Below are 21,794 nucleotides of genomic sequence, written 5' to 3' on the forward strand. Positions count from 1 at the left end.
GGCCTGCGCCAGTTTTTCGATCTCGCCGACATCGAGGCCGGAGCGCAGCCAGACATCCCTGACGGATACATAGCCTGAGCCGCGCCGCTCGACGAAAGCCTCCATGCGCTCTTTCGACAGGCCCTTGATCTGGCGGAAGCCGAGCCGGACGGCATGCTTCGTCTCGATGACGTCGCGCATTTCGGCATGGCGTGGCAGGATGCGGGCCGGATCGAAAGGCGCCTTTTCCAACGTACAATCCCACACCGAAAAATTGACGTCGACGTCGCAGATGTCGACGCCATGGTCGCTTGCGTCGCGCACGAGTTGGGCCGGCTGGTAAAACCCCATCGGCTGCGAATTCAGGATCGCGGCGCAGAACACGTCGGGATAGAAGGTCTTGAACCAGCAGGAGGCATAGACGAGCAGGGCGAAGGAAGCAGCATGGCTTTCAGGAAAGCCGTATTCGCCAAAGCCCTCGATCTGCTTGAAGCAGCGCTCGGCGAAGTCCTTCGTGTAGCCCTTGCCGACCATGCCATTGATCATACGGTCGCGGTAATTGCCGATGGTGCCGGTGCGCTTGAAGGTGGCCATGGCGCGGCGCAGTTCATCGGCTTCGCCCGGTTTGAAACCGCCGGCGACGATGGCGATATTCATCGCCTGTTCCTGGAACAGCGGTACGCCAAGCGTTTTCTTGAGGATCGCTTCCAGCTCCGGCTTTTGATACTCGGCCTGTTCCTTGCCTTGCCGGCGGCGCAGATAGGGATGGACCATATCGCCCTGGATCGGGCCCGGCCGAACGATCGCCACCTCGATGACGAGATCATAAAAGGTTTTCGGCTGGAGGCGCGGCAGCATCGACATCTGGGCCCGCGATTCGATCTGGAAGACGCCGAGCGTGTCGGCGCGGCAGATCATCTTGTAGACCTGCCTGTCCTCCGGCGGCAGGGTGGCCAACACATAGGGCTGCCCATAATCATCCCGCGCATTAGGATAGTGATCCGTGAGCAAGGTGAAGGCGCGTTGCAGGCAGGTCAGCATGCCGAGCGCCAGCACGTCGACTTTCAAGATCTTCACCGCGTCGAGATCGTCCTTGTCCCATTCGACCATCTTGCGCTCGTCCATCGCCGTCTTGACGATGGGCACAATCTCGTCGAGCCGGTCCCTGGTGATGACGAAGCCGCCGACATGCTGGGAGAGATGGCGGGGGAAGCCCATGATCTCATTGGCACGCTCCATCACGTGCCTCGACACCGGGTCGGTGCGGTCGAGGCCGCCGGCGCGGGCTTCCTTCTCGCCAAGCTCCGATGTCGACCAACCCCAGATCGAGCCGGAAAGCGATGCCCTGACATCCTCGGACAGGCCCATCGCCTTCGACACTTCGCGCAGCGCCGACCGGCCGCGATAGCTGATGACGGCGGCGGCAAGTGCCGTGCGCTTGCCGCTGTATTTCTCGTAGATGTACTGGATTACGGTTTCGCGCTTTTCGTGCTCGAAATCGACGTCGATATCCGGCGGCTCGTTTCTCTCCTCGGAAATGAAGCGCTCGAAGAGCGAATCGATTTTTTCCGGCCCCACTTCGGTGATGCCGATGCAGAAGCAGACGACCGAATTGGCGGCTGATCCACGTCCCTGGCAGAGAATATCCTTGCTGCGCGCGAACTTGACGATGTCGTAGACAGTCAGGAAATAGCGGGCATAGTTGAGGCGTTCGATCAAAGCGAGCTCTTCCTCGATGCGCTTGGTCACGGAATCCGGCACACCAGCCGGATAGCGGTTCGCCGCCCCCTCCCGCGCCAGTCGCGCCAGCTCCGCCTGTGGACCAAGACCCGATTCCGTCGGCTCGTCGGGGTAATTGTACTGGAGGTCGCCAAGCGAAAAAGTCAGCTCTTGCGCAAACCGCAGCGTCTCGGCCAGCGCCTGCGGGTGCCGGCGGAACAGGCGGCCCATCTCCATCGGCGGCTTCAGATGGCGCTCGGCATTGGCGGAGAGTTGCAGCCCGACCTCGGCAACGGGCGTGTTGAGGCGGATCGCGGTCAGCACGTCCTGCAGCGGGCGCCGTTCGGCGGTGTGATAAAGAACGTCGTTGGTCGCCATCAGCGGAATGCCGGCGCTCTCGGCAAGTGCTGCCGCCTGCTCGATCCGGAAACGGTCATTGCCGGCGTAGTCGGGCGAAACGCCAAGCCGCAGGTTCCTGCCGAAACGGCCCTTGAGCTCACCAAGCAAGGCAAGACTGTCTTGCGCCCCCGTCGACAGACCGGGCAGGACCGCCAGCGACATCAGGTCACCCCATTCGAGCAGGTCGCCGCGCTGGAGAAGGGTGGCGCCTTTTTCGTTCTCGTTGCGCAGATTGGCTTGCGTCAGCATGCGGCAGAGGTGCCCCCAGCCCTTGCGGTCCTGGGGATAGGCGAGGATGTCCGGCGTGCCGTCGTCAAAAACCAGCCGGCAGCCGGGGTGATAGGAGAGTTTTTCGACCTTGGCCTGCTGCCAGGCGCGCACCACGCCGGCCACCGTGTTGCGATCGGCAAGTCCGATCGCCGAGAAGCCCAGGAGCTTGGCCGCGACCACCAGCTCCTCCGGCTTGGAGGCGCCGCGCAGGAAGGAGAAATTCGACTGGATGCCGAACTCGGCATAGGGAATGACGGTCAGCGCGTTCATGCGAAGACTCCATGCAGGAACCAGCGCGGCGGGACTTGCGAGGCGCCGCCGTAGAGGCCTTGCCGGTAGAGCCAGTAGCGGCGGCCGTCGGCATCCTCGATGCGGAAATAGTCGCGCGTCGATGCCGCCTCGTCGCTTGGCGCTTCCCGCCACCATTCGGCGGCGATGCGTTCCGGCCCTTCGGCGCGCTTGACCCGGTAGAGCGCGCGCCGCCAGCGGAAGTTCAGCGGCGGTCCTTCCGGCATTTCGGTGGCCGGCACATCGATGGGTTCGGGCGAGCGGAACAGCCGGATCGGTCGTTCCGGCGGAAATATGGTTTTTGGTGCCTGCAGCCTGTCCGGCTTCTTCGGCGGCGTGGTCCGGCACGGCGCGTCGGTGAAGGGGATGGTGGCGACGGCACGCTCCGGCAGATGGCTTTCGACCGCGACCGGCCGGAGAACCGCGCCATCGCCGAGCCGGGCGCGGATGCGGTCGGCGAACAGCGCGATATCGGCGCCGTCGTCGGTCACCTCGCCGGCAAGATCGGCCTGCTGCATGTCGAAGGTGGCTGATGCCAACACTGAGAGCCGCACCAGATCGAAACCATAGCCGGCATCGATATCCTGTTCGAGCGCGGCCAGCCTTTCATGGAACAGTTTCTGGATCAGCATGGGTTCGCGCATCGGCCGCGAGGTACCGAGCGCGATGCGGCTGACGGCGCCGTCGACGCGAAAGAGCAGCAGCGCCAGCGTCCGGGCGCCCTCGCCGCGGCGCTCGAGGTCGGTCTTCAAGGTCGCCGCCAGCATGCCCACCAGCCGTTCGATGTCCTCGGTCAGGGTGACGGGTTCGGCGAGGTGGCGTTCGACCGAAAGCGGCGCGACGGGCAGGCGCGGCGACACCGCCTCGTCGAGCCGGCCAAGCGCCTGGTCGAGGCGCAGGAGCAGCAGGGCGCCGAAGCGGCGGGCGAGCGGCGCGCGCGGTGCCGCCATGACGGCGCCCGCCGTGCGCAGGCCCACACTTTCCAGGCTGGTGCGGGTCGAAGGTTCTATGCGCAGCGCGGCCAGCGGCAGGGGCGCCAGCAGCGCCTCCTCCTCGCCTGACACAACGATGCGGTCGCCGCAAAAGCGTGCCGCCGCCCAGGCCGCACCCGGCGTCGCGGCAAGCCCGGCGCGGACATCGAAACCCTGATGGAAGAAGCGCGACAGGATGTCGTCCAGCATGGCGCGCTCGCCGCCGAACAGATGGGTGCAGCCGGTGACGTCGAGAAACAGGCCGTCTGCCCCGTCCAGCGCCACCAGCGGGGTGTAGCGGTCGCACCAGTCGGCGAGGCCTTCGAGCAGGCGGCGATCGGCTTCCGGATCGGCCTCGACGACGTCGATCGACGGATGCATGGCGCGCGCATCGGCGATGCCCATGTCGCGCTTCAGGTGCAGCGCCTCAGCCCGCTCGTCGAGGGCCGAGATGCGCTGTGCGTTGCGGTCGCGATGGCTGATCACGAGCGGCGGGTGAGATGGGTGATCCGACGGCCGGGAACGCCAGGACCGCCCCAGACGCTGGCGCAGGATCCTTTCCGCCGCCAGATAGGGAAACCACAGGGACAGGATTCTTTGCCCGGTCTCTTGCCTCGCCCGCTCTTTCGTCGAATGCGCGTTCATCGGGGTTCCACTCCAGTGTGAATTGTCCAGGCAGGGCCGTGCGGCTCTTGCCGATGGTGAGGGTGAAGGCCGGGCGGCCGATCGAGCCGGCCAGCGGCCCGGCGATGGTGTCGCGCGGCACCGCCGGCGCCGAGGCGACGATGAGGCGGACGGGTGCCGCCGTCGGTTCGGGCCCAGCCGCCTGCCGCAGCAGGAACACCGGCCGGCCGGCCGCTTGCGCCCTTGCATGCAGCCGGCGTGTCGCGGTCAGGTCAAGCCGCTGCGGATTGCCGCGGATTTCCAGGATGACGGCGGCGAGCGCCGTCATCCGGGCCGCCTCCTCGGCGACCCACAGTGCATCGACGAGCCTTGGCGCCTCAGAAAACAGCAATTGCTCCGGCTCGATGCCGAACGAGGCGTGAAGCCCCCTGGCATAGGGAAAGCCGGCCTCGCGAAAAATCTCCGATGTGCCGATCCACAGCACCGGCAGCCCCGGCGTTTGCTTGAGGATCAGGCTGGTGAGCGACAAAGCGAAGCCGGCGACGGCCCCGGCATCGCGGGTTTCAAGCCCATGGATTTCGCTCAGGGCGGCCTTCGGCAGCCCGCCGCTCAGGGCGGCATCGAGGCGCCCGACGCCGATAGGCAGGAACGCATCCGGCAACGCCGCGGCAATGCCACGCCGGACGATTGTGAGATCAGTGTTGACGTCAGCATCAAAGGGTGCGGCTGCCGGCGCAGCCAAGCGCTCGGGCAGCGTTCCCTCGATGTTCGCGATCTGGCGGCGCAGGGCAAAAACAGTCTCCCGCGCCACGGCGGTCATCGCCATGACGGTCAGCTTCCACTCACAATTGTTCCTGTTATGTTCCTATAGATTCCAGAGCGCATCCCAAGAGTCAAGCAGAGTCATGGAGAATTTATTCCTCTCTGCAGGGATGGCGCAGGCGCATCGGCCCGTTCATTTGCCGATTCCGGTGCGAAAGCCTATATGCCGGGATCAAAGGACAAAGCATGGCCCGCATCTACAAGACCCGCACCTGGCACGACGAACTCTCGCCCTCGATGGACGAAATGGAGTTCCTGGCGCTGGAGGCGTACGCCCATCTGCCGGAGGATTTTCGCAAGCTGACCGGCGAGATCGTCATCCAGATCGCCGAATTCCCAACCGACGAAATCATGGACGATCTGTCGCTGGAAACGCCATTCGACCTGCTCGGCCTGTTCGAGGGACGCGGCATCGCCGAGCGCTGGAACCCGCAGACCGGCGAAGGCCCGAACCGCATCACGCTCTACCGCCGCGCCATCCTCGATTACTGGTCCGAGAACGAAGAGACGCTGGGCGACATCGTCACCCACGTGCTGATCCACGAGATCGGCCACCATTTCGGCCTGTCGGACGAAGATATGGAGAAGATCGAAGAGGCGGCGGAGTAGGGGTGCGCTGATATTCAGGTGATGCCGGCCTGCAAATGATGGCTTCCTGCGCTTCCCCGCTCTACCGCGTCGCGGTAGAACTGTGCTCACGTACCCAAAAGTACGCTCCGCTCCGGTTCTCGGAAACCACCATTTTCGACTCGGCCTGACCTGAATCTCAACACACCCTGCGTCGGAGCTTTTCAAATCTACCAGTCACTCAGCTTGGTATCGGGCCCGTATTCCTGACCGTCGATATCCTTGACCACGGCCTGGCCGCAACGCATCGCTTTGGCCTTCTTGTCGTAGGCATAGGTCGGCGAGCCGAACAAATGCCAGCCCTTGTTCAGCGCCGCTGTCACCTTGTGGCAGAAGCTGGCATCGTCCGGAGCGGACAGAAAGCGGTAGAGTTTCATTGTTCAATTCCTGTCGTGAGTAGCTGTAGCCCGCTCGCATCCATCGAGCATTTATGACCCGATGGCGGCTGCCTTCGCCAGCAGTTTTTCGGCCTGCGCCAGGTGCAGCCGCTCGACCATCCTGCCGTTCAGCGCGATCACACCCTTGCCGGCATTCTCGGCGAGCGCGAAGGCTTCCTTCACCGAGCGTGCCTCGGCCACCGCTTCCGTGGACGGCACGAAGGCGCGGTTCGCGGCTTCGATCTGGGCCGGGTGGATGAGGCTCTTGCCGTCGAACCCCATGGCCGCGGCTTCCGCGCATTCATGGGCGAAGGCGTCGAGGTCGCGAAAATCGTTGGAGACGCCGTCGAGCATGTCGATGCCGCCGGCGCGTGCGGCCAGCACCATCTGCATCAGCCATGGCACGAGGTAGCGCCTATCAGGCGTCGCCAGAATGCCGGTCTCCTTGACCAGATCATTCGTTCCGGCAACGAAACAATTGAGCCGCGAGGCCGGATCGCGGCCAAGTTCGGCGATGGCGCCGATGTTGAGCAGCGCCTTGGGCGTCTCGATCATCGCCCATAGTTTCACGCTGTCGGGGGTAAAATTGTCGTCAAGCACGTCGCCGGCCTCGAGCAGGTCGCGCGGCGTGTCGACCTTGGGCAGAAGGATGCCGTCGGGTTCGCAGCTTGCGGCAGCCAGCAGGTCGTCGGCGCCCCATTCGCCTGATATCGCATTGATGCGCACGATCATCTCGCAGCGTCTCTCGGAATGGCCGGCGAAAATGCCGGCCAGTTTTTCGCGGGCGGCGATCTTGTCGGCCGGAGCGACGGCGTCTTCCAGGTCGATGATGATGGCATCGCAGGCAAGCTGCGCGATCTTGGCCAAGGCCTTGTCGCTGGAGGCCGGGATGTAGAGCACGGAGCGGCGCGGACGGTAGGTTTCCATGGCTGATCTATGCCGCTTGTGGGCGGGTGAGGCAAGTCGGGGCATGAAGCTACCAATCTCCCCCACGAGGGGGGAGATCGGCAGCGTTTACCCCTGCACGAAAACTGCACGGGCCTGCGGAAAACCTCCTCGGATCCGCCCTGCCGTTTCCCCGCCCGCTTGCGAGACAAGCGGCATGCACAAGCGAGCAAAGCCCCGTTGGTCCCTGACTCACCGACTGCGTAGCGAGGGCTGGTGGCTGGCCGATCCGCCGCGCGCGTGTCCCGTCGCAACCCTCATTCCCTTTGTCCGCAAAAGCCCGCCAACGGTTCGGCTGGAAGCCATCAGGAAAGCCAGGTCATGACAGCGTTGTTCTCCGCCGCGCCGAGCTATTGCAGCCGTTTCGGTGTCGCCATCCTGCTGGCAGCGCTCGCGGATTTTCTGTTCTATGGCCAGCCCGCCGGGATCACGGTTCTCCTGTTCGCCCTGCTGATTGCCGCGGCGGTCGTGGCTGTGCACCCGGCCGCCTTCAACGACGGCCGGGTCTGGCTCAAGCCCATCGCCTTGCTTGTCGCGCTGCTGCCGCTGGCTGAAAACGTCAGCACCCTGTCGGTCTCGATCGCGCTGGCGGCGCTGACCGTCTTCGCGCTTTCGTTGAGCGGCCGGCTGCGGCACAGCATCGCCCGCATTGCCGGGCAGATCGTGCTGTTCGGGCTGGCGGCGCCGTTCCGCTTCGTCATTGATTTCATCCGCTGGCGCAGGACGGCGCGGCGGTTCGGTGGGCGTCGCATCCGGCTGGCGGCGATCGCCGTCTGGGTGATGCCGCTGACGCTGGGCGCGGTCTTCCTGGCGCTGTTCGGTGCCGCCAATCCGGTCATCGACTATTGGCTGTCGCTGATCGATCTCGTGAGGCTGCTCGATCTTATCCAGCTGGCGCGGATTGCCTTCTGGCTGTTCGTGCTCGCCGCTGTCTGGGCTTTTCTGCGACCGCGCCTGCCGCGCCTGGTTCGCCGCATCCCGCGCGCGTTGCCGGCGGTCAGCGCTCAAGCCGGCAAAACCGCCACCACCATCGAAGACATCCTGTTCGGCAAGGCCGCCATCCTGCGCGCCCTGATCGTCTTCAACATCCTGTTTGCGCTGCAGACGGCGCTCGACGCCGCCTATCTGTGGGGCGGGGCAGCGCTTCCCGATGGGCTGAGCTACGCCTCCTACGCGCATCGTGGCGCCTATCCCTTGATCGTCACGGCACTGCTTGCCGCCGGCTTCGTGCTGGCAGCGCTGCGACCCGGCAGCGAAACCTCGGCCGATCCGCTGATCCGCCGGCTGGTCTATGTCTGGGTGGCGCAGAACATCATGCTGGTCATCTCGTCGATCCTGCGGCTCGACCTCTATATCGGCATCTATGCATTGACCTACTGGCGCGTCGCCGCCTTTGTCTGGATGGGGCTGGTGGCATCAGGCCTTGCCCTGATCATTGCCCGCATCGCGCTTAGAAAATCCAACGAATGGCTGCTGTCCGCCAATCTTCTGACGTTATCCCTGACGCTTTATGCCGGCTGTTTCATCAATTTCGCAGCAACGATCGCCAACTACAATGTCGACCATTCCCTCGAAATGACCGGCCAGGGCATTCCCCTAGACGCCTGGTATCTTCACTCGCTCGGTCCGGGCGCGTTTCCCGCGCTTGATCGCTTCCTCGAGCACCAGGGCAAGACGGCGGCCGCCGGCACTGTCCGCGAACTGGCCGGCGTGCGCGGCAGCGACGAAATCTGGTATCGAACTATCCAGCAGAACTGGCGGGCCTGGAGCTTTCGCGACTGGCGGCTGCTTCGATATCTCGACACCAAGGAGCCGTTCGTGATTCCCTCCGCTATCGAACCTTCCATGCCGGGCCGCTGATCCATGCCGCATCACATCCTCGTCGCCGACGATGACCCGCACATCCGCGAGGTGATCTGCTTTGCCTTGGAGAAGGCCGGCATGAAAACGACAGGGGTGGCCGACGGTGCCGCCGCCTTGCAGGCAATCGGCCGCCGGGCACCGGACCTCGTCATGCTCGATATCGGCATGCCGGAAATGGACGGGCTGGAGGTCTGCCGGCGGCTGCGGCACATATCCGATGTGCCGGTGCTGTTCCTCTCTGCGCGCGACGAGGAGATCGACCGCATCCTCGGGCTCGAAATGGGCGGCGACGACTATGTGACGAAACCATTCAGCCCGCGCGAGCTGGTTGCCCGCGTCAACGTCATCCTGCGGCGCGCCCGCCCGGCGGCGCCCGAACCGGCCGACGACAGGCAGTTTTCGCATGGCAAACTGGCTCTGGCGCCGGCCAGCCATACCGCCAGCTTCGACGGCAAGCCGTTATCGTTGACAGGAATTGAGTTCTCGATCCTGAAGGGGTTCCTGGCGCGGCCGGCGCATGTGCTCGACCGCGACGCGGTGACGGCCAGCGCCTATGCCGCAAACATCCACGTCGCCGGCCGCACCGTCGACAGCCACATCCGCAACATCCGCGCCAAACTGGCAGCTGTGGGTTGCCCTAATGTCATCGAGACGGTGCATGGCGTCGGCTTCCGGCTTGGCCGATGCGGCTGACGGCCTCCAGCAAATGGATCGGCCGCAAATGGCGGCCACGGCTTGCCACGGTCGTCGTCGCCATCCTGATCATGGTGATGGCCTTGCCACTGGTCGGCCTGTTCTTCTTCCGCCTCTACGAGAACCAGCTGATCCGCCAGACCGAGGCGGAGCTGATCGCGCAAGGCGCTGCCATCGCCGCCATCTATGCGCGGGATGTACGTGACGCCGGCATCCCACCGGAAAAGCTCGGTGCGCCGATGCCGGAGCCAAGTGGGGATTCAAGCCGCAGCGTCAATCCGGACCCGCTCTACAGGCCAATCGAACCGCAGCTCGATCTTGCCTCGGATTATGTCCTGCCGACCCGGCCGGCGGCGATGCCGGCGATCGTCGATCCCGCCTTCGCGGTGATCGGCGCGCGCCTGTCCGGCATCCTCGACGCCACCCAGAAAACCACGCTGGCCGGCTTCCGGCTGCTCGACCCCCGGGGCGTCGTCATTGCCGGGCGCGGCGAGGTCGGCCAGTCGCTCAGTGCGGTCGAAGAGGTGCGCACAGCACTTGCCGGCCACTATGCCAGCGCGCTCAGGCTGCGCATTCCCGACCAGCCGACGCCACCGCTCTATTCGGTCAGCCGCGGCACCAAGGTGCGTGTCTTCGTCGCCCTGCCGGTCGCTGTCGACGGCCAGGTCGCCGGCGTCGTCTATGTGTCGCGGACGCCCAACAACATCATCAAGCATCTCTATGGCGAACGTGGCAAGGTGACGTTGGCGGCGATCGCCATTCTCGGCGGCACGCTGCTCATCGGTCTCATCTTCCTGCGCACCGTCAGCCGGCCGATCTATGCGCTGATCGACCGCACCGAGCGTATCGCCGCCGGCGACCGCACGGCGATCCGGCCGCTCGACCACCACGGCACGCGAGAGATGGCGGAGCTGTCCGCCGCCTTCCTCGACATGGCCGAGAAGCTTCAGGCGCGGTCGGACTCGGTCCAGACTTTCGCCACACATGTCTCGCATGAGCTCAAATCGCCGCTGACGGCGATCCAGGGCGCGGCCGAATTGCTGCGCGATTCCGGTGGCGCGATGGACGATGCGGAGCGGCGGCGTTTCTCCAACAATATCGTCACCGATGCGGGGCGGCTCAATCTGCTGGTGCGGCGCCTGCTCGACCTGGCACGCGCCGAAAACCTGGCGCCGAGCGGCGAAAGCACATCGCTCGGTGCGGCACTGTCGCTGCTGCCCGTCGACAACAGGCTCGCGGTTAGCATCGGGGCCGGCGGCGACATCAGATTGCGCATATCGGCCGAGAACGCGGCTATCGTGCTGGCCAATCTCATCGACAATTCGGCCAGGCATGGCGCGATGCAGGTTTCTGTCTCCGCTACGAGCGCCGGCGGCAAGGCGAGCATCCTGGTCAGCGATGACGGTGCCGGCATTTCGCCGAGCAACCGGGCGCGCATTTTCGAGCCGTTCTTCACCACGCGGCGCGAACAGGGCGGCACCGGCATGGGGCTTGGCATCGTGCTGGCCCTCCTGAAAGCGCATGATGGTATGATCGCGCTGGTTGACAGCGAGCGCGGCACGCGCTTCGAGGTCATTCTGCCGGTGGCGTGAAGGACACTATCGGCCGGATCGGAGAGAACATGCGCTACGACATCGTCATCATCGGCGGAGCCATCGTCGGCTCCTCGGTCGCCTATTACCTGCGTGAGCAAGGGTTTTCCGGCACGATCGCGCTGGTCGAGCGTGATCCGCAATTCGCGCATGCGGCAACGACGCTGTCCATGGCCTCGATCCGCCAGCAATTCTCGATCCCGGAAAACATCCGCCTGTCGCAGTTCACGCTGAAGCTGTTCCGGCGGCTGAAGGAAGAGTTCGGGGATGACGCCGATATCGGCTTTCGCGAGGGCGGCTACCTCATCCTTGCCGGCGAGGACGGCTTGCCGATCCTGAGGAGCAATCACCAGGCGCAGATGGCCGAGGGCGCCGACATTGTGCTGGAGGACGCGGATCAGCTGGTGCGCCGGTTCCCATGGCTGTCGACCGAGGGCATTTCAGCCGGCGCCTATGGCCGCAGCGGCGAAGGCTGGTTCGACGCGCATGCGATGCTGACGCTGTTCCGCAAGGCGCTGCGGCAGAAGAAAGTCGATTTCATCGCCGCAGATGTCACCGGCATCGCGCGCGATGGCAACCGCGTCACGGGAGTGAGCCTGGGCAATGGCGAGACGCTGGAGGCTGGCATCGTCGTCAACGCCGCCGGCCCTAACGCCGGCAAGGTGGCTGCCATGGCCGGGCTCGAGCTGCCGGTCGAGCCGCGCAAGCGCAATGTCTTCGTCTTCGAGGCGCGCGAGAAATATGCCGACATGCCGCTGCTGGTCGATCCCTCCGGCATCTATGTCCGTCCGGAAGGCTCGGTCTACCTCACCGGCGGCGCCGAACCGGAGGAAGGCGACTGCGCACCCGATCCCGGCGACTTCGAGGTAAACTGGCCACTGTTCGAAGAGGTGATCTGGCCGGTGCTGGCGACCCGTATTCCCGCCTTCGAGGCGATCAAGCCGACCCGTGCCTGGGCCGGCCACTACGACTACAACACGCTCGACCAGAACGCGGTGATCGGTCCGCATCCCGACGTCGGCAATTTCCTGTTCGCCAACGGCTTTTCCGGCCACGGCCTGCAGCAGGCGCCAGCAGTGGGCAAAGCGCTGGCCGAACTAATCGTGCATGGCGGTTATCGCACGGTGGATTGCTCGGCGTTCGGGTATGAGCGGGTGGCGGAGGGAAGGGCGTTCCGGGAATTGAATGTGATTTGAGCGGGCAAAGGGAAGGTCCTTTTTGACGCTGGCGCGAAGGATCGCTACGGTTGCGGAAGAGTATTTCGAGCGAGCCTCAGCCCTTGCGGTCGAACCAGAAGGCGTCGGCCATGCGCTTCATGCCGATACGTTCGTAGAAGCCTACGGCATCGGGCATGGAGATCAGGCTGATGGCGACCGATGGTCCAAGCTGCCGGCGCGCCTCGTCCATCAGGCCCTTGCCGATGCCGAGCCCCTGTGCCGATCGGGAAACGGCGAGTTCGGAGATGTAGCAGACCCAGGAGAAGTCGGTGATCGCCCTGATGACGCCGATCAGCGGCTTGCCCTGAATATCAAGGCGCGCGGTCAGCACCAGATTGGCGCCCGACAGCATCGCCCGCAGCCGCGCTTCATCATCGATCGGCCGTGTCTCGCCGAGGCCGGATTCGACCAGCACGCGACGGAATTCGGCGATGTCGAGCGCGGGTTCTCTGTTATAGAGGACGTGTGCGTTTTCTGCCATGGCCGCCAGATTGCACCATCGGGCTGGCTTGTGCCACCATGCACGAACAGTTGCCTTTTATTTGCCGCCGGCTTTGTGTAAACCGGGCCTCAGCAAATTCCCCCGCAACGAAAACACGGGCAAAAGCCATGGAAAAATTCACCAAGCTCACCGGCGTCGCCGCTCCGATGCCGATCGTCAATGTCGACACCGACATGATCATCCCCAAGGATTACCTCAAGACGATCAAGCGCACCGGGCTCGGCACCGGCCTGTTCGCCGAAATGCGCTACAAGGACGACGGTTCGGAAAACCCGGATTTCGTGCTCAACAAGCCGGCCTACCGCAAGGCGCAGATCCTGGTCGCCGGCGACAATTTCGGCTGCGGTTCCAGCCGCGAGCACGCACCATGGGCGCTGCTCGACTTCGGTATTCGCTGCGTCATCTCGACCTCGTTCGCCGACATTTTCTACAACAACTGCTTCAAGAACGGCATCCTGCCGATCACCGTCAGCCCCGAGGATCTCGAGAAGCTGATGGACGACGCCTCGCGCGGCTCCAATGCCACGGTGTCGGTCGACCTCGAAGCCAAGGAAATCCGTGGGCCGGATGGCGGCGTGGTCAAATTCGACCTCGACGACTTCAAGCGGCACTGCCTGCTCAACGGGCTCGACGATATCGGCCTGACCATGGAGAAAGCCGGCGCCATCGCTTCGTTCGAGAAGCGGAACGCCGAACAGCGCCCCTGGGCCTGAGCGGCGCGCTCCGGACGGATGGATCTGGCCTTTCGGGCCGGTTCGCGGCGACTGAGTGGAGGGACAGTCATGACACGTTCGCTTCTTGCCGGCCTTTGCGGGCTGGCCTTGTTGCTGGGGCAAATCGCCAGCGCGTCTGCGCAGACCCAGACGCCCGCCACACAGCCGGCCCCGGCGACGGAGCAGCCGTCCGCCGATCAGGGGACGAACGCCGCCGATGCTTCCGATGACGACAAGCAAGCTCCCGTCCCGTTCGAAGGCGGCACGCTGACCATCACCCAGAAGGAACAGTACGGCGAGAAGGTGCTCGCCTATGACGGTCAGCAGCTGGCCAGCAATTACGATGTCTTCTTCGACAAAACAGTCGAGGTCGGCGGCGTCAAGGTGGCGCTGTTCGATGTCGGCGACGGCGGCAATCAATGCGGGCCGGCGACGGTGATCGTCTGGAAACCGGAAGGCGGCACGATCCAGAGCACCACGGTCGAGCAGGACCAGTGCGGCGCGCCGCCCTCGGCGGTGTCCGACAGCGCCATCTATTTCGTGCCCTACCTGTTGCCGGGAGATCAGAAGCCGGCTTTGCAATGGTCGCCGACCGACGGGCTGACGATTTCGGGCAATCTTACCTACATGCCGGAACCCGGAACGGACTGGAAAGACATCGATCCGGAAAAGTACCAGAACATCATCGACGCCTTCCACAATGAGGCCGTCTACACGGAAGCGGAAAAGCTGCTCGGCAAGGACATGCCCGACATGGCGACCAGCCTGCTGGTCGGCGGCGGCACCGAAAAGACCGCTTCGGGCGCCTTCTACGCCAGCGGCTGCGTGCCGCATGACTGCGGCGGCAATGACGGCTTCATGGCGGTCGACCCGGCCCAGCGCAAACTCTACTTCGCCCGCCGCGGCGACAATGGCCAGCCGCAGGCGTGGCCTGGTGTGGCGACATGGCCCGCGGATGTGAAGGCGGCGTTGGACAAGGCGCTGGGGGCGGCAAATTAAAGCTTTAGCGTTGCGCAGCACCCCCTCGCTTTCGTCATCCTATGGTCTGCGCCGCGTCGCTACGCTCCTTGCTCCGCCATAGGATGACGACGGAAGGGATGCTTCAACCAATCTCGGAGGTTCGCGCTTCGCTTCCGGGATAACAGTTTGCCTGGCTTGGCCCACGACCCGCGCCGTTCCGCCTGCTAATGCTGGCCGACAACCCAAGCAAGGCCCCTCATATGCGCAAACTCATCTCCACCGGTTCGCCGTTCGAAAAGACCGCCGGCTATTCGCGCGCCGTGGTGCAGGGCGACTGGTGCTTCGTCTCCGGCACCACCGGCTACGACTATGCGACGATGACGATGCCGGAAACGGTGGAGGCGCAGACGCGCAATTGCCTGGCGACGATCGGCAAGGCGCTGAAGGACGGCGGCTTCGAGATGGCTGACGTGGTGCGGGCGCATTACTACATCACCGACCAGGCCTTCGTGGATGTAGTCTTCCCGATCCTCGGCGAGACGTTCGGTGACATCAGGCCGGCAGCGACGATGATCGTCTGCCAGCTCAACAAACCGGAAATGAAGATCGAGATCGAGGTGACGGCGCTGCGGCGCACGGCCTGAAGGGCGACCGACGATGAAAGTCCAGCGCATCGTTGCCAATATCGAGACAGCGGATGTCGCGGCGGCGAAGCGTTTCTACCAGGATGTGCTCGGTCTCGACCTGCTGATGGACCTCGGCTGGATCGCGACCTACGGCTCGCAAGCAAAGATGGATGTCCAGGTCAGCTTCATGGCGCAAGGCGGCTCCGGCACGCCGGTGCCGGATCTCTCGATCGAGGTCGACGATGTCGATGCAGCGCTCGATGCCATGAAGGCGGCGGGCTTTGCCATCGAATACGGACCGGCCGACGAACCGTGGGGCGTGCGACGCTTCTACGTGCGCGATCCGTTCGGCCGGCTGGTCAACATTCTCTCGCATCAGTGATGACGTATGCCGGCGGGACAGCGCCCCCCTCTGGCCTGCCGGCCATCTCCCCCTCAAGGGGGGAGATTGGATGTCGCCTCGGCGTTCGCCAATCTCCACGTCAGAAAGAAGAGGCGAAACGATAATGCTGCCAATCTCCCCCTTGAGGGGGAGATGCCCGGCAGGGCAGAGGGGGGCGCTACGGATCACCAACGAATCGGGTTATCCGTGATCGCTGCGTTCCTGCTTGCATGCAACTCGCTTGGCGTTTAGCAAGGCCGCGGTTCAAATCTTTCCAGGACGGTTTCTCCATGGCAACGAAGCATCTTTTCCTGCTCCCCGGTGACGGCATCGGTCCTGAGGCCATGGCCGAGGTCAAGAAACTGATCGCGGTTATGAACGACAGGCTCGGCAGCGGTTTTGCCACCGATGAGGGGCTGGTCGGCGGCTGTGCCTATGACGTGCATGGCGCGGCGATCTCCGATGCCGACATGGAAAAGGCGATGGCGGCCGACGCGGTGCTGTTCGGCGCCGTCGGCGGTCCGAAATGGGATGCGGTGCCCTATGAGGTGCGCCCGGAAGCCGGCCTGCTGCGCCTGCGCAAGGACATGGAGCTATTCGCCAATCTGCGCCCGGCCATCTGCTATCCGGCGCTGGCGGCGTCCTCCTCGCTCAAGCAGGAGGTGGTCGAAGGTCTCGACATATTGATCGTGCGCGAGCTGACCGGTGGCGTCTATTTCGGCGAGCCCAAGCAGATCATCGATCTCGGCAACGGACAGAAGCGCGGCATCGACACGCAGGTCTACGACACGTTCGAGATCGAGCGCATTTCGGGCGTCGCCTTCGAACTCGCGCGCACCCGCAAGAACCACGTCACCTCGATGGAAAAGCGCAATGTGATGAAGTCGGGCGTGTTGTGGAACGAGGTCGTCACCCAGACCCACAAGGCGCGCTATTCCGACGTCAAGCTCGACCACATGCTGGCCGACGCCGGCGGCATGCAGCTGGTGCGCTGGCCAAAGCAGTTCGACGTCATCGTCACCGACAATCTGTTCGGCGATATGCTGTCCGATATCGCCGCTATGCTGACCGGCTCGATCGGCATGCTGCCGTCGGCCTCGCTCGGCGCGCCTGACGTGAAGACCAAGAAGCGCAAGGCGCTCTACGAGCCGGTGCACGGTTCGGCGCCCGACATTGCCGGCAAGGGCATTGCCAACCCGATCGCCATGATCGCCTCCTTCGCCATGTGCCTGCGCTATTCCTTCGGCATGGTCGATGAAGCCGACCGCGTCGAAGGCGCGATCGCCGCCGTGCTCGACGCAGGCCTGCGGACGAAAGACATCATGTCCGATGGCATGACCGAGGTCGGTACGGTTGAGATGGGCGACGCGATCATCGCCAAATTCCTGGGCTGATACCGTGACGGTCGACGTCCGCTGGGCGACGATCGAGGACGCGACGACGCTCGCGGCCATGTTTTGCGAGATGGCGGAACATTATCGGCAACCGCCTCTCAATGCCGACCGGGCCCTGTCTGCGGCACGAAAATGGCTTGGCGAGGAAAGCCCGGCCTATCCGCATTTCGCGCTCGCCTTCATCGAGGGCGAGGTCAGCGGCCTGGCGTCGGTGGCGATCGCGCATCCCGGTATCGATCTCGAGCGGCTGCTGTTCCTTAAGGACCTGTTCGTGCGCGACAAAGCCCGCAACGCTGGTGTCGGCCGGGCGCTGATCGGCTTTCTCGCCGATCATTGCCTGCGCGAAGGCATCGGCCGCATCGACCTGACCAGCGAGGACTGGAACGAAGGCGCGCAGCGTTTCTACGACCGACTTGGCGCAGAACGCCACGGCCAGAAGGTCTTTCTCAGGCTTTCGGGCGAGGCGCTGAAGGCGATCATCCCTAGACCCTGACGCCCGCCGGCACCGGTCCCCACTGGTTTTCGCGGGCCTGCGTCGGGATCAGCGCGAAGACCAGGATGATCAGGCTGCCGATGGTCGGGATCAGCACCACCAGATAAAGCCAGCCCGAGAGGCCGATGTCATGGATGCGGCGAACGGTCATGCCGAGGCTGGGCAGCAGTGTCGCCAGGACGAAGGTGCCGCAAAGGCCGACGGTTACCGCCGCCGATACGCTGCTGTCGAAATTGCCCATTTCATTGTCGGCGAAAAGACCGATGCCGCCGATGACAAGCAGCGAGACCACCCAGAACAGGAAATAACCCCAATATTCCTTGCGGCGGGCACGTCCGGCGAAATTGAAATAGTTCTGCGTCACGCCACGCCAGAAATAGCCCCAGAGATCGGTGGGCTCGGCCGGCCCGGGGGAACGGCCGAAATGCTGGGCCTGTGGCGCAGAAGCGGATGGTGCGTTACCGGCTTGAGTCGGCGCGGCGCTCGTACCAGCGTCGCCGGCCGGCGCAGCCGTCTCGGCGGCGATCAAAAAGACGTCGCGCGCCTGGCCGCCGCCCGCCTGGAATTCCACGCCCGCTTCCTTCCGCATAGTGGTTTCCCGGCGCAGGTTTTCGCGGGTGAAGGTGTAGCGGTTGCCGTCGGCTCCGGTGATGAAGCCGAAACCCTGGACTTCGTCATAGTGAAGCACTTTGCCGCGCATTTGCCACCCCCACTTGCCACGTCCCTGCCAAGGTGTGGCACATGGCCGAACCGATGGGCAAGACCGCATCGGGATGCGGCCGGCGTCATGCGGGCGGATGAGGCTCGTTGCCCGGTCTTACGAAGGCCGCTTCTTCGCCTTCTTGTGCTTGGGTGCACCAGAGGTGTCGAATTTCGGCTTGCCCGGCTTCTTCGCCCATGGCTTTGCATCATGCGGGGCAGTCGGGCGCTGATCGGCTGCTGCCGGTGCACGTTTTTCGAATTTGCGCTTCGGCGCGTTGGGATCGAACGGCGCCTTGCCGCGATGCGGCTTCTTGTCGGGGCTTGGCGGCTGATAGCCGGCGCGCGACAGATCGGGCGTACCGTCGAGCCGCTTCACCAGGATGTTGCCTTGCAGCTTCCGGTCGGGACCGATCGCGGCCAGGAAGCGGTCTGCCCAATCCGCCGCGATCTGCACGTAGGTCTCTTCCGGCTGCATCTTGATGGCGCCGATCTCTCGCTTCGAGATGCTGCCGGTGCGGCATAGCATCGGGATGAGCCAGCGCGGCTCGGCATTCTGCCGGCGCCCGATCGACAGAGAGAACCAGACGCTGTCGCCGAAATCGTCGCGGCGGCTGGGCGCCTCGTCGCGGCGCGCGAAACCTTCGCCCGCCGGTCTTTCACGCGACGGCGTGAAGGGCGCGATCTCCATGAGGTCCTCGGGGGCCGAGCGGCTGGCGCGGCACTGGCGCACGAAGGCAGCGGCCACCTGTTCGGCGCCATGCCTGGCGAGCAGTGCGTCGATGAAGGAGCGCTCGTCCTCCTTCACCGGCTCATCGAAAGCCGGATCGGCAAGGATGCGCTCGTCGTCGCGCCGCATCACGTCGTCGGCCGAGGGCGGGCTCGCCCATGTCGCCTTGAGGCCGGCGTTCTGCAACAGCCGTTCGGTGCGCTTGCGGGCGCTGTTGGGCACGATCAGCGCGCTGACGCCCTTGCGCCCGGCGCGGCCGGTGCGGCCGCTGCGGTGCAGCAGCGTTTCCGGGTTGGTCGGCAAATCGGCGTGGATGACCAGCTCAAGATTGGGCAGGTCGATGCCGCGCGCCGCGACATCGGTGGCGATACAGACTTTTGCGCGGCCGTCCCGCATCGCTTGCAGCGCATGGCTGCGCTCGTTCTGGCTGAGCTCGCCCGACAGGGCGACGACGGAGAAGTTGCGGTTGTTGAAGCGCGCGGTCAGATGATTGACGGCGGCACGCGTGTTGCAGAACACCAGCGCGTTCTTGGCTTCGTAATAGCGCAGCACATTGATGATGGCGTTCTCGCGGTCGGGCTGGGCGACGCTCAGCGCCCGATATTCGATGTCGAGATGCTGCTTCTCCTCGCCGGCGGCCGAAATGCGCACCGCATCGCGCTGATAGCCCTGGGCGAGCGTGGCGATCGAGCGCGGCACCGTGGCCGAGAACATCAGCGTCCGGCGTTCGGCCGGAGCGGCGTCGAGGATGAATTCGAGGTCTTCGCGAAAGCCGAGATCGAGCATCTCGTCGGCCTCGTCGAGCACCACCGCCTTCAGCGCCGACATGTCGAGCGAGCGCCGGGTGATGTGGTCGCGCAGCCGGCCGGGCGTGCCGACGACGATATGGGCGCCACGCTCCAGCACACGCCGCTCCGAGCGCATGTCCATGCCGCCGACGCAGGACGCCACGGTGGCGCCGGTCAGTTCGTAGAGCCATTCCAGTTCGCGCGTCACCTGCAAGGCGAGTTCGCGCGTCGGCGCCACCGCCAGCGCCAGCGGTGCGGCGGCGTGGCCGAAGCGCTCCGCGCCCTCAAGCAGGGTCGGCGCCAGAGCGAGGCCGAAGGCCACCGTCTTGCCGGAGCCGGTCTGCGCCGAAACCAGCGCATCGGCCTCGCCGAGCTCGGGCGCCACGACCGCCTTCTGGACGGGCGTCAGCTCGGAATAGCCGCGTTTCTCCAGCGCCCTGGCAAGCGCTGGAACAAGTGCTTCGAAGTTGGACATCTCACTCTTTCGGAATTTTAGGGTCCGCGCTCATCACGGAGCACATGCCGGGGCGGGCCTCGCGCCAGCCAAACAATCTTGGCCGTTCGTACTTCGCGCAGCCGCGATTGTACAGGGCGCGCGCAAAACCAGGCGCCGCTCGGCAATTGACTCTTGCCGCAAACCGCGTAAAAGCCGGCACCGAACGGGACAGTTTCGATGCGCGGCCTTTTGACGGCTCTTCCTGCATTCGATGCCCCCAGCCTCAATGCACATCATTGGGCCGGGCGCGTCGGCGCGTCTCCTCGTTTCAGCAAAACCGCATTCTTGGCCAAGAAAACTGGCAAAACCACCACCAAAACGGTGTGATTCCCTTGGCCTAACCACCCTCTCCCGGGTTCGGCCCGGGGGACGGAACCCGCAGCGGCCAGCGGGTTTCTCCAAAAACCAAGCGGAGAGGGACAGGAGATTTTTCGATGAGTTTCAAGGTAGCGATCGTCGGCGCCACGGGCAATGTGGGCCGGGAAATGCTCAACATATTGGAAGAGCGCGGCTTTCCGGTAAGCGAAGTCGTGGCGCTGGCGTCGCGGCGCAGCCAGGGCACGGAAGTGTCGTTCGGCGACCGCACGCTGAAGGTGAAGACGCTCGACCAGTATGATTTTTCCGACACCGACATCTGCATCATGTCGGCCGGCGGCAGCGTCTCCAAGGAATGGTCGCCGAAGATCGGCAAGCAGGGCTGCGTCGTCATCGATAATTCGTCGGCCTTCCGCTACGACCAGGACGTGCCGCTGATCGTGCCGGAAGTGAACCCGGACGCGATCTCGCTGTTCACGCGCAAGAACATCATCGCCAATCCGAACTGCTCGACGGCGCAGCTGGTGGTGGCATTGAAGCCACTGCACGATTTCGCCACCATCAAGCGCGTCGTCGTCGCCACCTATCAATCGGTGTCGGGCGCCGGCAAGGAAGGCATGGACGAACTCTTTACCCAGACCCGCGCGGTCTTCGTCGCCGATGGCGTCGAGGTCAAGAAGTTCACCAAGCGCATCGCCTTCAATGTCATCCCGCACATCGACGTCTTCCTCGACGACGGCTCCACCAAGGAAGAGTGGAAGATGGTCGCCGAGACCAAGAAGATGCTCGACCCCAAGATCAAGCTGACGGCGACCTGCGTGCGCGTGCCGGTGTTCATCGGCCACTCGGAAGCGGTCAACATCGAGTTCGAAAAGCCGATCACCGCCGACGACGCGCGGGATATCCTGCGTGAAGCCCCAGGCTGCCAGGTGTTGGACAAGCGAGAGGACGGAGGCTACATCACGCCGCTGGAATCGGCCGGCGAGGACGCCACCTTCATCTCGCGCATCCGCGAGGATTCGACCATCGACAACGGCCTGTCGATGTGGATCGTCTCCGACAATCTGCGCAAGGGCGCCGCACTCAACGCGGTGCAGATCGCCGAGCTTTTGGTCGAGCGCGGCCTGATCCAGCCGAAGAAGAAGGCGGCCTGACGGCTGATCTAGTTTTCGCTCACGGGCCGCACCGCCGCTAGCGCGGCTGGCCCGCGGTCGCGGGCTCGGCCCTCGGCCGGGATGCTGAAGGTTTGCGGAGCATTGATGAAGGCCAATCTCCCCCACGAGGGGGGAGATCGGCAGCTTCGCCGATGC

General features: G+C 64.5%; 21 protein-coding genes. 13 read left to right on the top strand and 8 right to left on the bottom strand.

All coding sequences use genetic code 11. The features are described from left to right. The 3 genes from EN990_RS24230 to EN990_RS36270 all read right to left on the bottom strand — a co-directional run. A partial coding sequence (locus EN990_RS24230) for an error-prone DNA polymerase (RefSeq protein WP_127388405.1) occupies window positions 1–2,637 on the bottom strand: 2,637 nt, incomplete at its 3' end. Further along, window positions 2,634–4,112 carry a DUF6504 family protein gene (locus EN990_RS24235; RefSeq protein ID WP_027162864.1) on the bottom strand — a complete coding sequence of 493 codons (1,479 nt, stop codon included), beginning with the start codon at window positions 4,110–4,112 and terminating at the stop codon, window positions 2,634–2,636. The genes EN990_RS24235 and EN990_RS24230, both read right to left, overlap by 4 nt. Next, window positions 4,054–5,076 carry a hypothetical protein gene (locus tag EN990_RS36270; RefSeq protein ID WP_127368502.1) on the bottom strand — a complete coding sequence of 341 codons (1,023 nt, stop codon included), beginning with the start codon at window positions 5,074–5,076 and terminating at the stop codon, window positions 4,054–4,056. Before EN990_RS36270 ends, EN990_RS24235 begins: the two co-directional genes overlap by 59 nt. Window positions 5,077–5,258: 182 nt before the next feature. On the opposite strand from EN990_RS36270, the gene EN990_RS24245 reads away from it, so the two are divergent. Further along, window positions 5,259–5,681 carry a metallopeptidase family protein gene (locus tag EN990_RS24245; RefSeq protein ID WP_013528779.1) on the top strand — a complete coding sequence of 141 codons (423 nt, stop codon included), beginning with the start codon at window positions 5,259–5,261 and terminating at the stop codon, window positions 5,679–5,681. Between the two features lie 188 nt (window positions 5,682–5,869). On the opposite strand, the gene EN990_RS24250 is transcribed toward EN990_RS24245, so the two are convergent. Both EN990_RS24250 and EN990_RS24255 read right to left on the bottom strand, forming a co-directional pair. After that, on the bottom strand, window positions 5,870–6,076 hold the full coding sequence (locus tag EN990_RS24250; RefSeq protein WP_013528780.1) for a DUF1737 domain-containing protein: 207 nt from the start codon (window positions 6,074–6,076) through the stop codon (window positions 5,870–5,872). 51 nt (window positions 6,077–6,127) lie between these two features. Further along, on the bottom strand, window positions 6,128–7,003 hold the full coding sequence (locus EN990_RS24255) for a CoA ester lyase (RefSeq protein ID WP_024504050.1): 876 nt from the start codon (window positions 7,001–7,003) through the stop codon (window positions 6,128–6,130). Between the two features lie 339 nt (window positions 7,004–7,342). Here EN990_RS24255 and EN990_RS24260 point away from each other — a divergent pair, with 339 nt between their 5' ends. From EN990_RS24260 to EN990_RS24275, 4 genes are read left to right on the top strand one after another with little or no spacing between them, the layout of a single operon-like run. After that, the gene (locus tag EN990_RS24260; protein WP_127368500.1) at window positions 7,343–8,881 is read left to right on the top strand and encodes a DUF4173 domain-containing protein; all 1,539 of its coding nucleotides are present in this window, start codon (window positions 7,343–7,345) and stop codon (window positions 8,879–8,881) included. Between the two features lie 3 nt (window positions 8,882–8,884). Next, window positions 8,885–9,577 carry a response regulator transcription factor gene (locus tag EN990_RS24265; protein ID WP_127368499.1) on the top strand — a complete coding sequence of 231 codons (693 nt, stop codon included), beginning with the start codon at window positions 8,885–8,887 and terminating at the stop codon, window positions 9,575–9,577. Beyond that, the gene (locus EN990_RS24270) at window positions 9,568–11,169 is read left to right on the top strand and encodes an ATP-binding protein (protein ID WP_013528784.1); all 1,602 of its coding nucleotides are present in this window, start codon (window positions 9,568–9,570) and stop codon (window positions 11,167–11,169) included. Before EN990_RS24265 ends, EN990_RS24270 begins: the two co-directional genes overlap by 10 nt. A gap of 29 nt (window positions 11,170–11,198) precedes the next feature. Then, window positions 11,199–12,365, top strand: a complete 1,167-nt coding sequence (locus tag EN990_RS24275; RefSeq protein ID WP_127388406.1) for an FAD-binding oxidoreductase — start codon at window positions 11,199–11,201, stop codon at window positions 12,363–12,365. A 76-nt stretch (window positions 12,366–12,441) separates the two neighbouring features. Here the strand turns inward: EN990_RS24275 and EN990_RS24280 are convergent, their stop codons facing one another. Beyond that, on the bottom strand, window positions 12,442–12,867 hold the full coding sequence (locus EN990_RS24280; RefSeq protein ID WP_127370323.1) for a GNAT family N-acetyltransferase: 426 nt from the start codon (window positions 12,865–12,867) through the stop codon (window positions 12,442–12,444). 128 nt (window positions 12,868–12,995) lie between these two features. On the opposite strand from EN990_RS24280, the gene leuD reads away from it, so the two are divergent. The 6 genes from leuD (at window position 12,996) to EN990_RS24310 (ending at window position 17,456) form a co-directional block, all read left to right on the top strand. Next, window positions 12,996–13,601 carry a 3-isopropylmalate dehydratase small subunit gene (leuD, locus tag EN990_RS24285; protein ID WP_013528787.1) on the top strand — a complete coding sequence of 202 codons (606 nt, stop codon included), beginning with the start codon at window positions 12,996–12,998 and terminating at the stop codon, window positions 13,599–13,601. 69 nt (window positions 13,602–13,670) lie between these two features. Further along, window positions 13,671–14,600, top strand: coding sequence for a hypothetical protein (locus EN990_RS24290; protein ID WP_127388407.1), 930 nt, complete (start codon window positions 13,671–13,673; stop codon window positions 14,598–14,600). A 221-nt stretch (window positions 14,601–14,821) separates the two neighbouring features. Further along, window positions 14,822–15,205 carry a RidA family protein gene (locus EN990_RS24295; RefSeq protein WP_024504044.1) on the top strand — a complete coding sequence of 128 codons (384 nt, stop codon included), beginning with the start codon at window positions 14,822–14,824 and terminating at the stop codon, window positions 15,203–15,205. A gap of 13 nt (window positions 15,206–15,218) precedes the next feature. Beyond that, window positions 15,219–15,569 (top strand): VOC family protein, encoded by a 351-nt coding sequence (locus EN990_RS24300; protein WP_127368683.1) that lies wholly within the window; start codon window positions 15,219–15,221, stop codon window positions 15,567–15,569. A gap of 290 nt (window positions 15,570–15,859) precedes the next feature. Further along, a complete protein-coding gene (gene leuB / locus EN990_RS24305) occupies window positions 15,860–16,963 on the top strand; it encodes a 3-isopropylmalate dehydrogenase (protein WP_127368682.1) in 1,104 nt (367 codons plus the stop codon). A 4-nt stretch (window positions 16,964–16,967) separates the two neighbouring features. Then, window positions 16,968–17,456, top strand: coding sequence for a GNAT family N-acetyltransferase (locus EN990_RS24310; protein ID WP_127365615.1), 489 nt, complete (start codon window positions 16,968–16,970; stop codon window positions 17,454–17,456). Here EN990_RS24310 and EN990_RS24315 read toward each other — a convergent pair. Together EN990_RS24315 and EN990_RS24320 are read right to left on the bottom strand one after the other, a co-directional pair. After that, window positions 17,446–18,156 carry a DUF805 domain-containing protein gene (locus EN990_RS24315; protein WP_127365614.1) on the bottom strand — a complete coding sequence of 237 codons (711 nt, stop codon included), beginning with the start codon at window positions 18,154–18,156 and terminating at the stop codon, window positions 17,446–17,448. The two genes, EN990_RS24310 and EN990_RS24315, sit on opposite strands and share 11 nt — an antisense overlap. Window positions 18,157–18,273: 117 nt before the next feature. Continuing rightward, the gene (locus EN990_RS24320; protein ID WP_063169562.1) at window positions 18,274–20,148 is read right to left on the bottom strand and encodes a DEAD/DEAH box helicase; all 1,875 of its coding nucleotides are present in this window, start codon (window positions 20,146–20,148) and stop codon (window positions 18,274–18,276) included. A 198-nt stretch (window positions 20,149–20,346) separates the two neighbouring features. On the opposite strand from EN990_RS24320, the gene EN990_RS35555 reads away from it, so the two are divergent. Together EN990_RS35555 and EN990_RS24325 are read left to right on the top strand one after the other, a co-directional pair. Further along, window positions 20,347–20,496: a hypothetical protein gene (locus tag EN990_RS35555; protein ID WP_164753489.1), complete on the top strand. Its 150-nt coding sequence runs from the start codon at window positions 20,347–20,349 to the stop codon at window positions 20,494–20,496. Between the two features lie 107 nt (window positions 20,497–20,603). Next, on the top strand, window positions 20,604–21,638 hold the full coding sequence (locus tag EN990_RS24325; protein WP_013528795.1) for an aspartate-semialdehyde dehydrogenase: 1,035 nt from the start codon (window positions 20,604–20,606) through the stop codon (window positions 21,636–21,638). The last annotated feature ends 156 nt before the right edge of the window (window positions 21,639–21,794 follow it).

This window comes from Mesorhizobium sp. M7A.F.Ca.US.005.03.1.1 (genome assembly GCF_003997975.1).
In the GTDB taxonomy this organism is placed as follows: Bacteria; Pseudomonadota; Alphaproteobacteria; order Rhizobiales; family Rhizobiaceae; genus Mesorhizobium; species Mesorhizobium ciceri.

Bases quoted from the DNA above. Each gene is read 5' to 3' on its own strand.
- leuB (WP_127368682.1), top strand. From the start codon at position 15,860: ATGGCAACGAAGCATCTTTTCCTGCTCCCCGGTGACGGCATCGGTCCT.
- EN990_RS24265 (WP_127368499.1), top strand. From the start codon at position 8,885: ATGCCGCATCACATCCTCGTCGCCGACGATGACCCGCACATCCGCGAG.
- EN990_RS24280 (WP_127370323.1), bottom strand. From the start codon at position 12,867: ATGGCAGAAAACGCACACGTCCTCTATAACAGAGAACCCGCGCTCGAC.
- EN990_RS24320 (WP_063169562.1), bottom strand. From the start codon at position 20,148: ATGTCCAACTTCGAAGCACTTGTTCCAGCGCTTGCCAGGGCGCTGGAG.
- EN990_RS24275 (WP_127388406.1), top strand. From the start codon at position 11,199: ATGCGCTACGACATCGTCATCATCGGCGGAGCCATCGTCGGCTCCTCG.
- EN990_RS24250 (WP_013528780.1), bottom strand. From the start codon at position 6,076: ATGAAACTCTACCGCTTTCTGTCCGCTCCGGACGATGCCAGCTTCTGC.
- EN990_RS24325 (WP_013528795.1), top strand. From the start codon at position 20,604: ATGAGTTTCAAGGTAGCGATCGTCGGCGCCACGGGCAATGTGGGCCGG.
- EN990_RS24270 (WP_013528784.1), top strand. From the start codon at position 9,568: ATGCGGCTGACGGCCTCCAGCAAATGGATCGGCCGCAAATGGCGGCCA.
- EN990_RS24255 (WP_024504050.1), bottom strand. From the start codon at position 7,003: ATGGAAACCTACCGTCCGCGCCGCTCCGTGCTCTACATCCCGGCCTCC.
- leuD (WP_013528787.1), top strand. From the start codon at position 12,996: ATGGAAAAATTCACCAAGCTCACCGGCGTCGCCGCTCCGATGCCGATC.
- EN990_RS24315 (WP_127365614.1), bottom strand. From the start codon at position 18,156: ATGCGCGGCAAAGTGCTTCACTATGACGAAGTCCAGGGTTTCGGCTTC.
- EN990_RS24300 (WP_127368683.1), top strand. From the start codon at position 15,219: ATGAAAGTCCAGCGCATCGTTGCCAATATCGAGACAGCGGATGTCGCG.
- EN990_RS24295 (WP_024504044.1), top strand. From the start codon at position 14,822: ATGCGCAAACTCATCTCCACCGGTTCGCCGTTCGAAAAGACCGCCGGC.
- EN990_RS24290 (WP_127388407.1), top strand. From the start codon at position 13,671: ATGACACGTTCGCTTCTTGCCGGCCTTTGCGGGCTGGCCTTGTTGCTG.
- EN990_RS36270 (WP_127368502.1), bottom strand. From the start codon at position 5,076: ATGGCGATGACCGCCGTGGCGCGGGAGACTGTTTTTGCCCTGCGCCGC.
- EN990_RS35555 (WP_164753489.1), top strand. From the start codon at position 20,347: ATGCGCGGCCTTTTGACGGCTCTTCCTGCATTCGATGCCCCCAGCCTC.
- EN990_RS24260 (WP_127368500.1), top strand. From the start codon at position 7,343: ATGACAGCGTTGTTCTCCGCCGCGCCGAGCTATTGCAGCCGTTTCGGT.
- EN990_RS24245 (WP_013528779.1), top strand. From the start codon at position 5,259: ATGGCCCGCATCTACAAGACCCGCACCTGGCACGACGAACTCTCGCCC.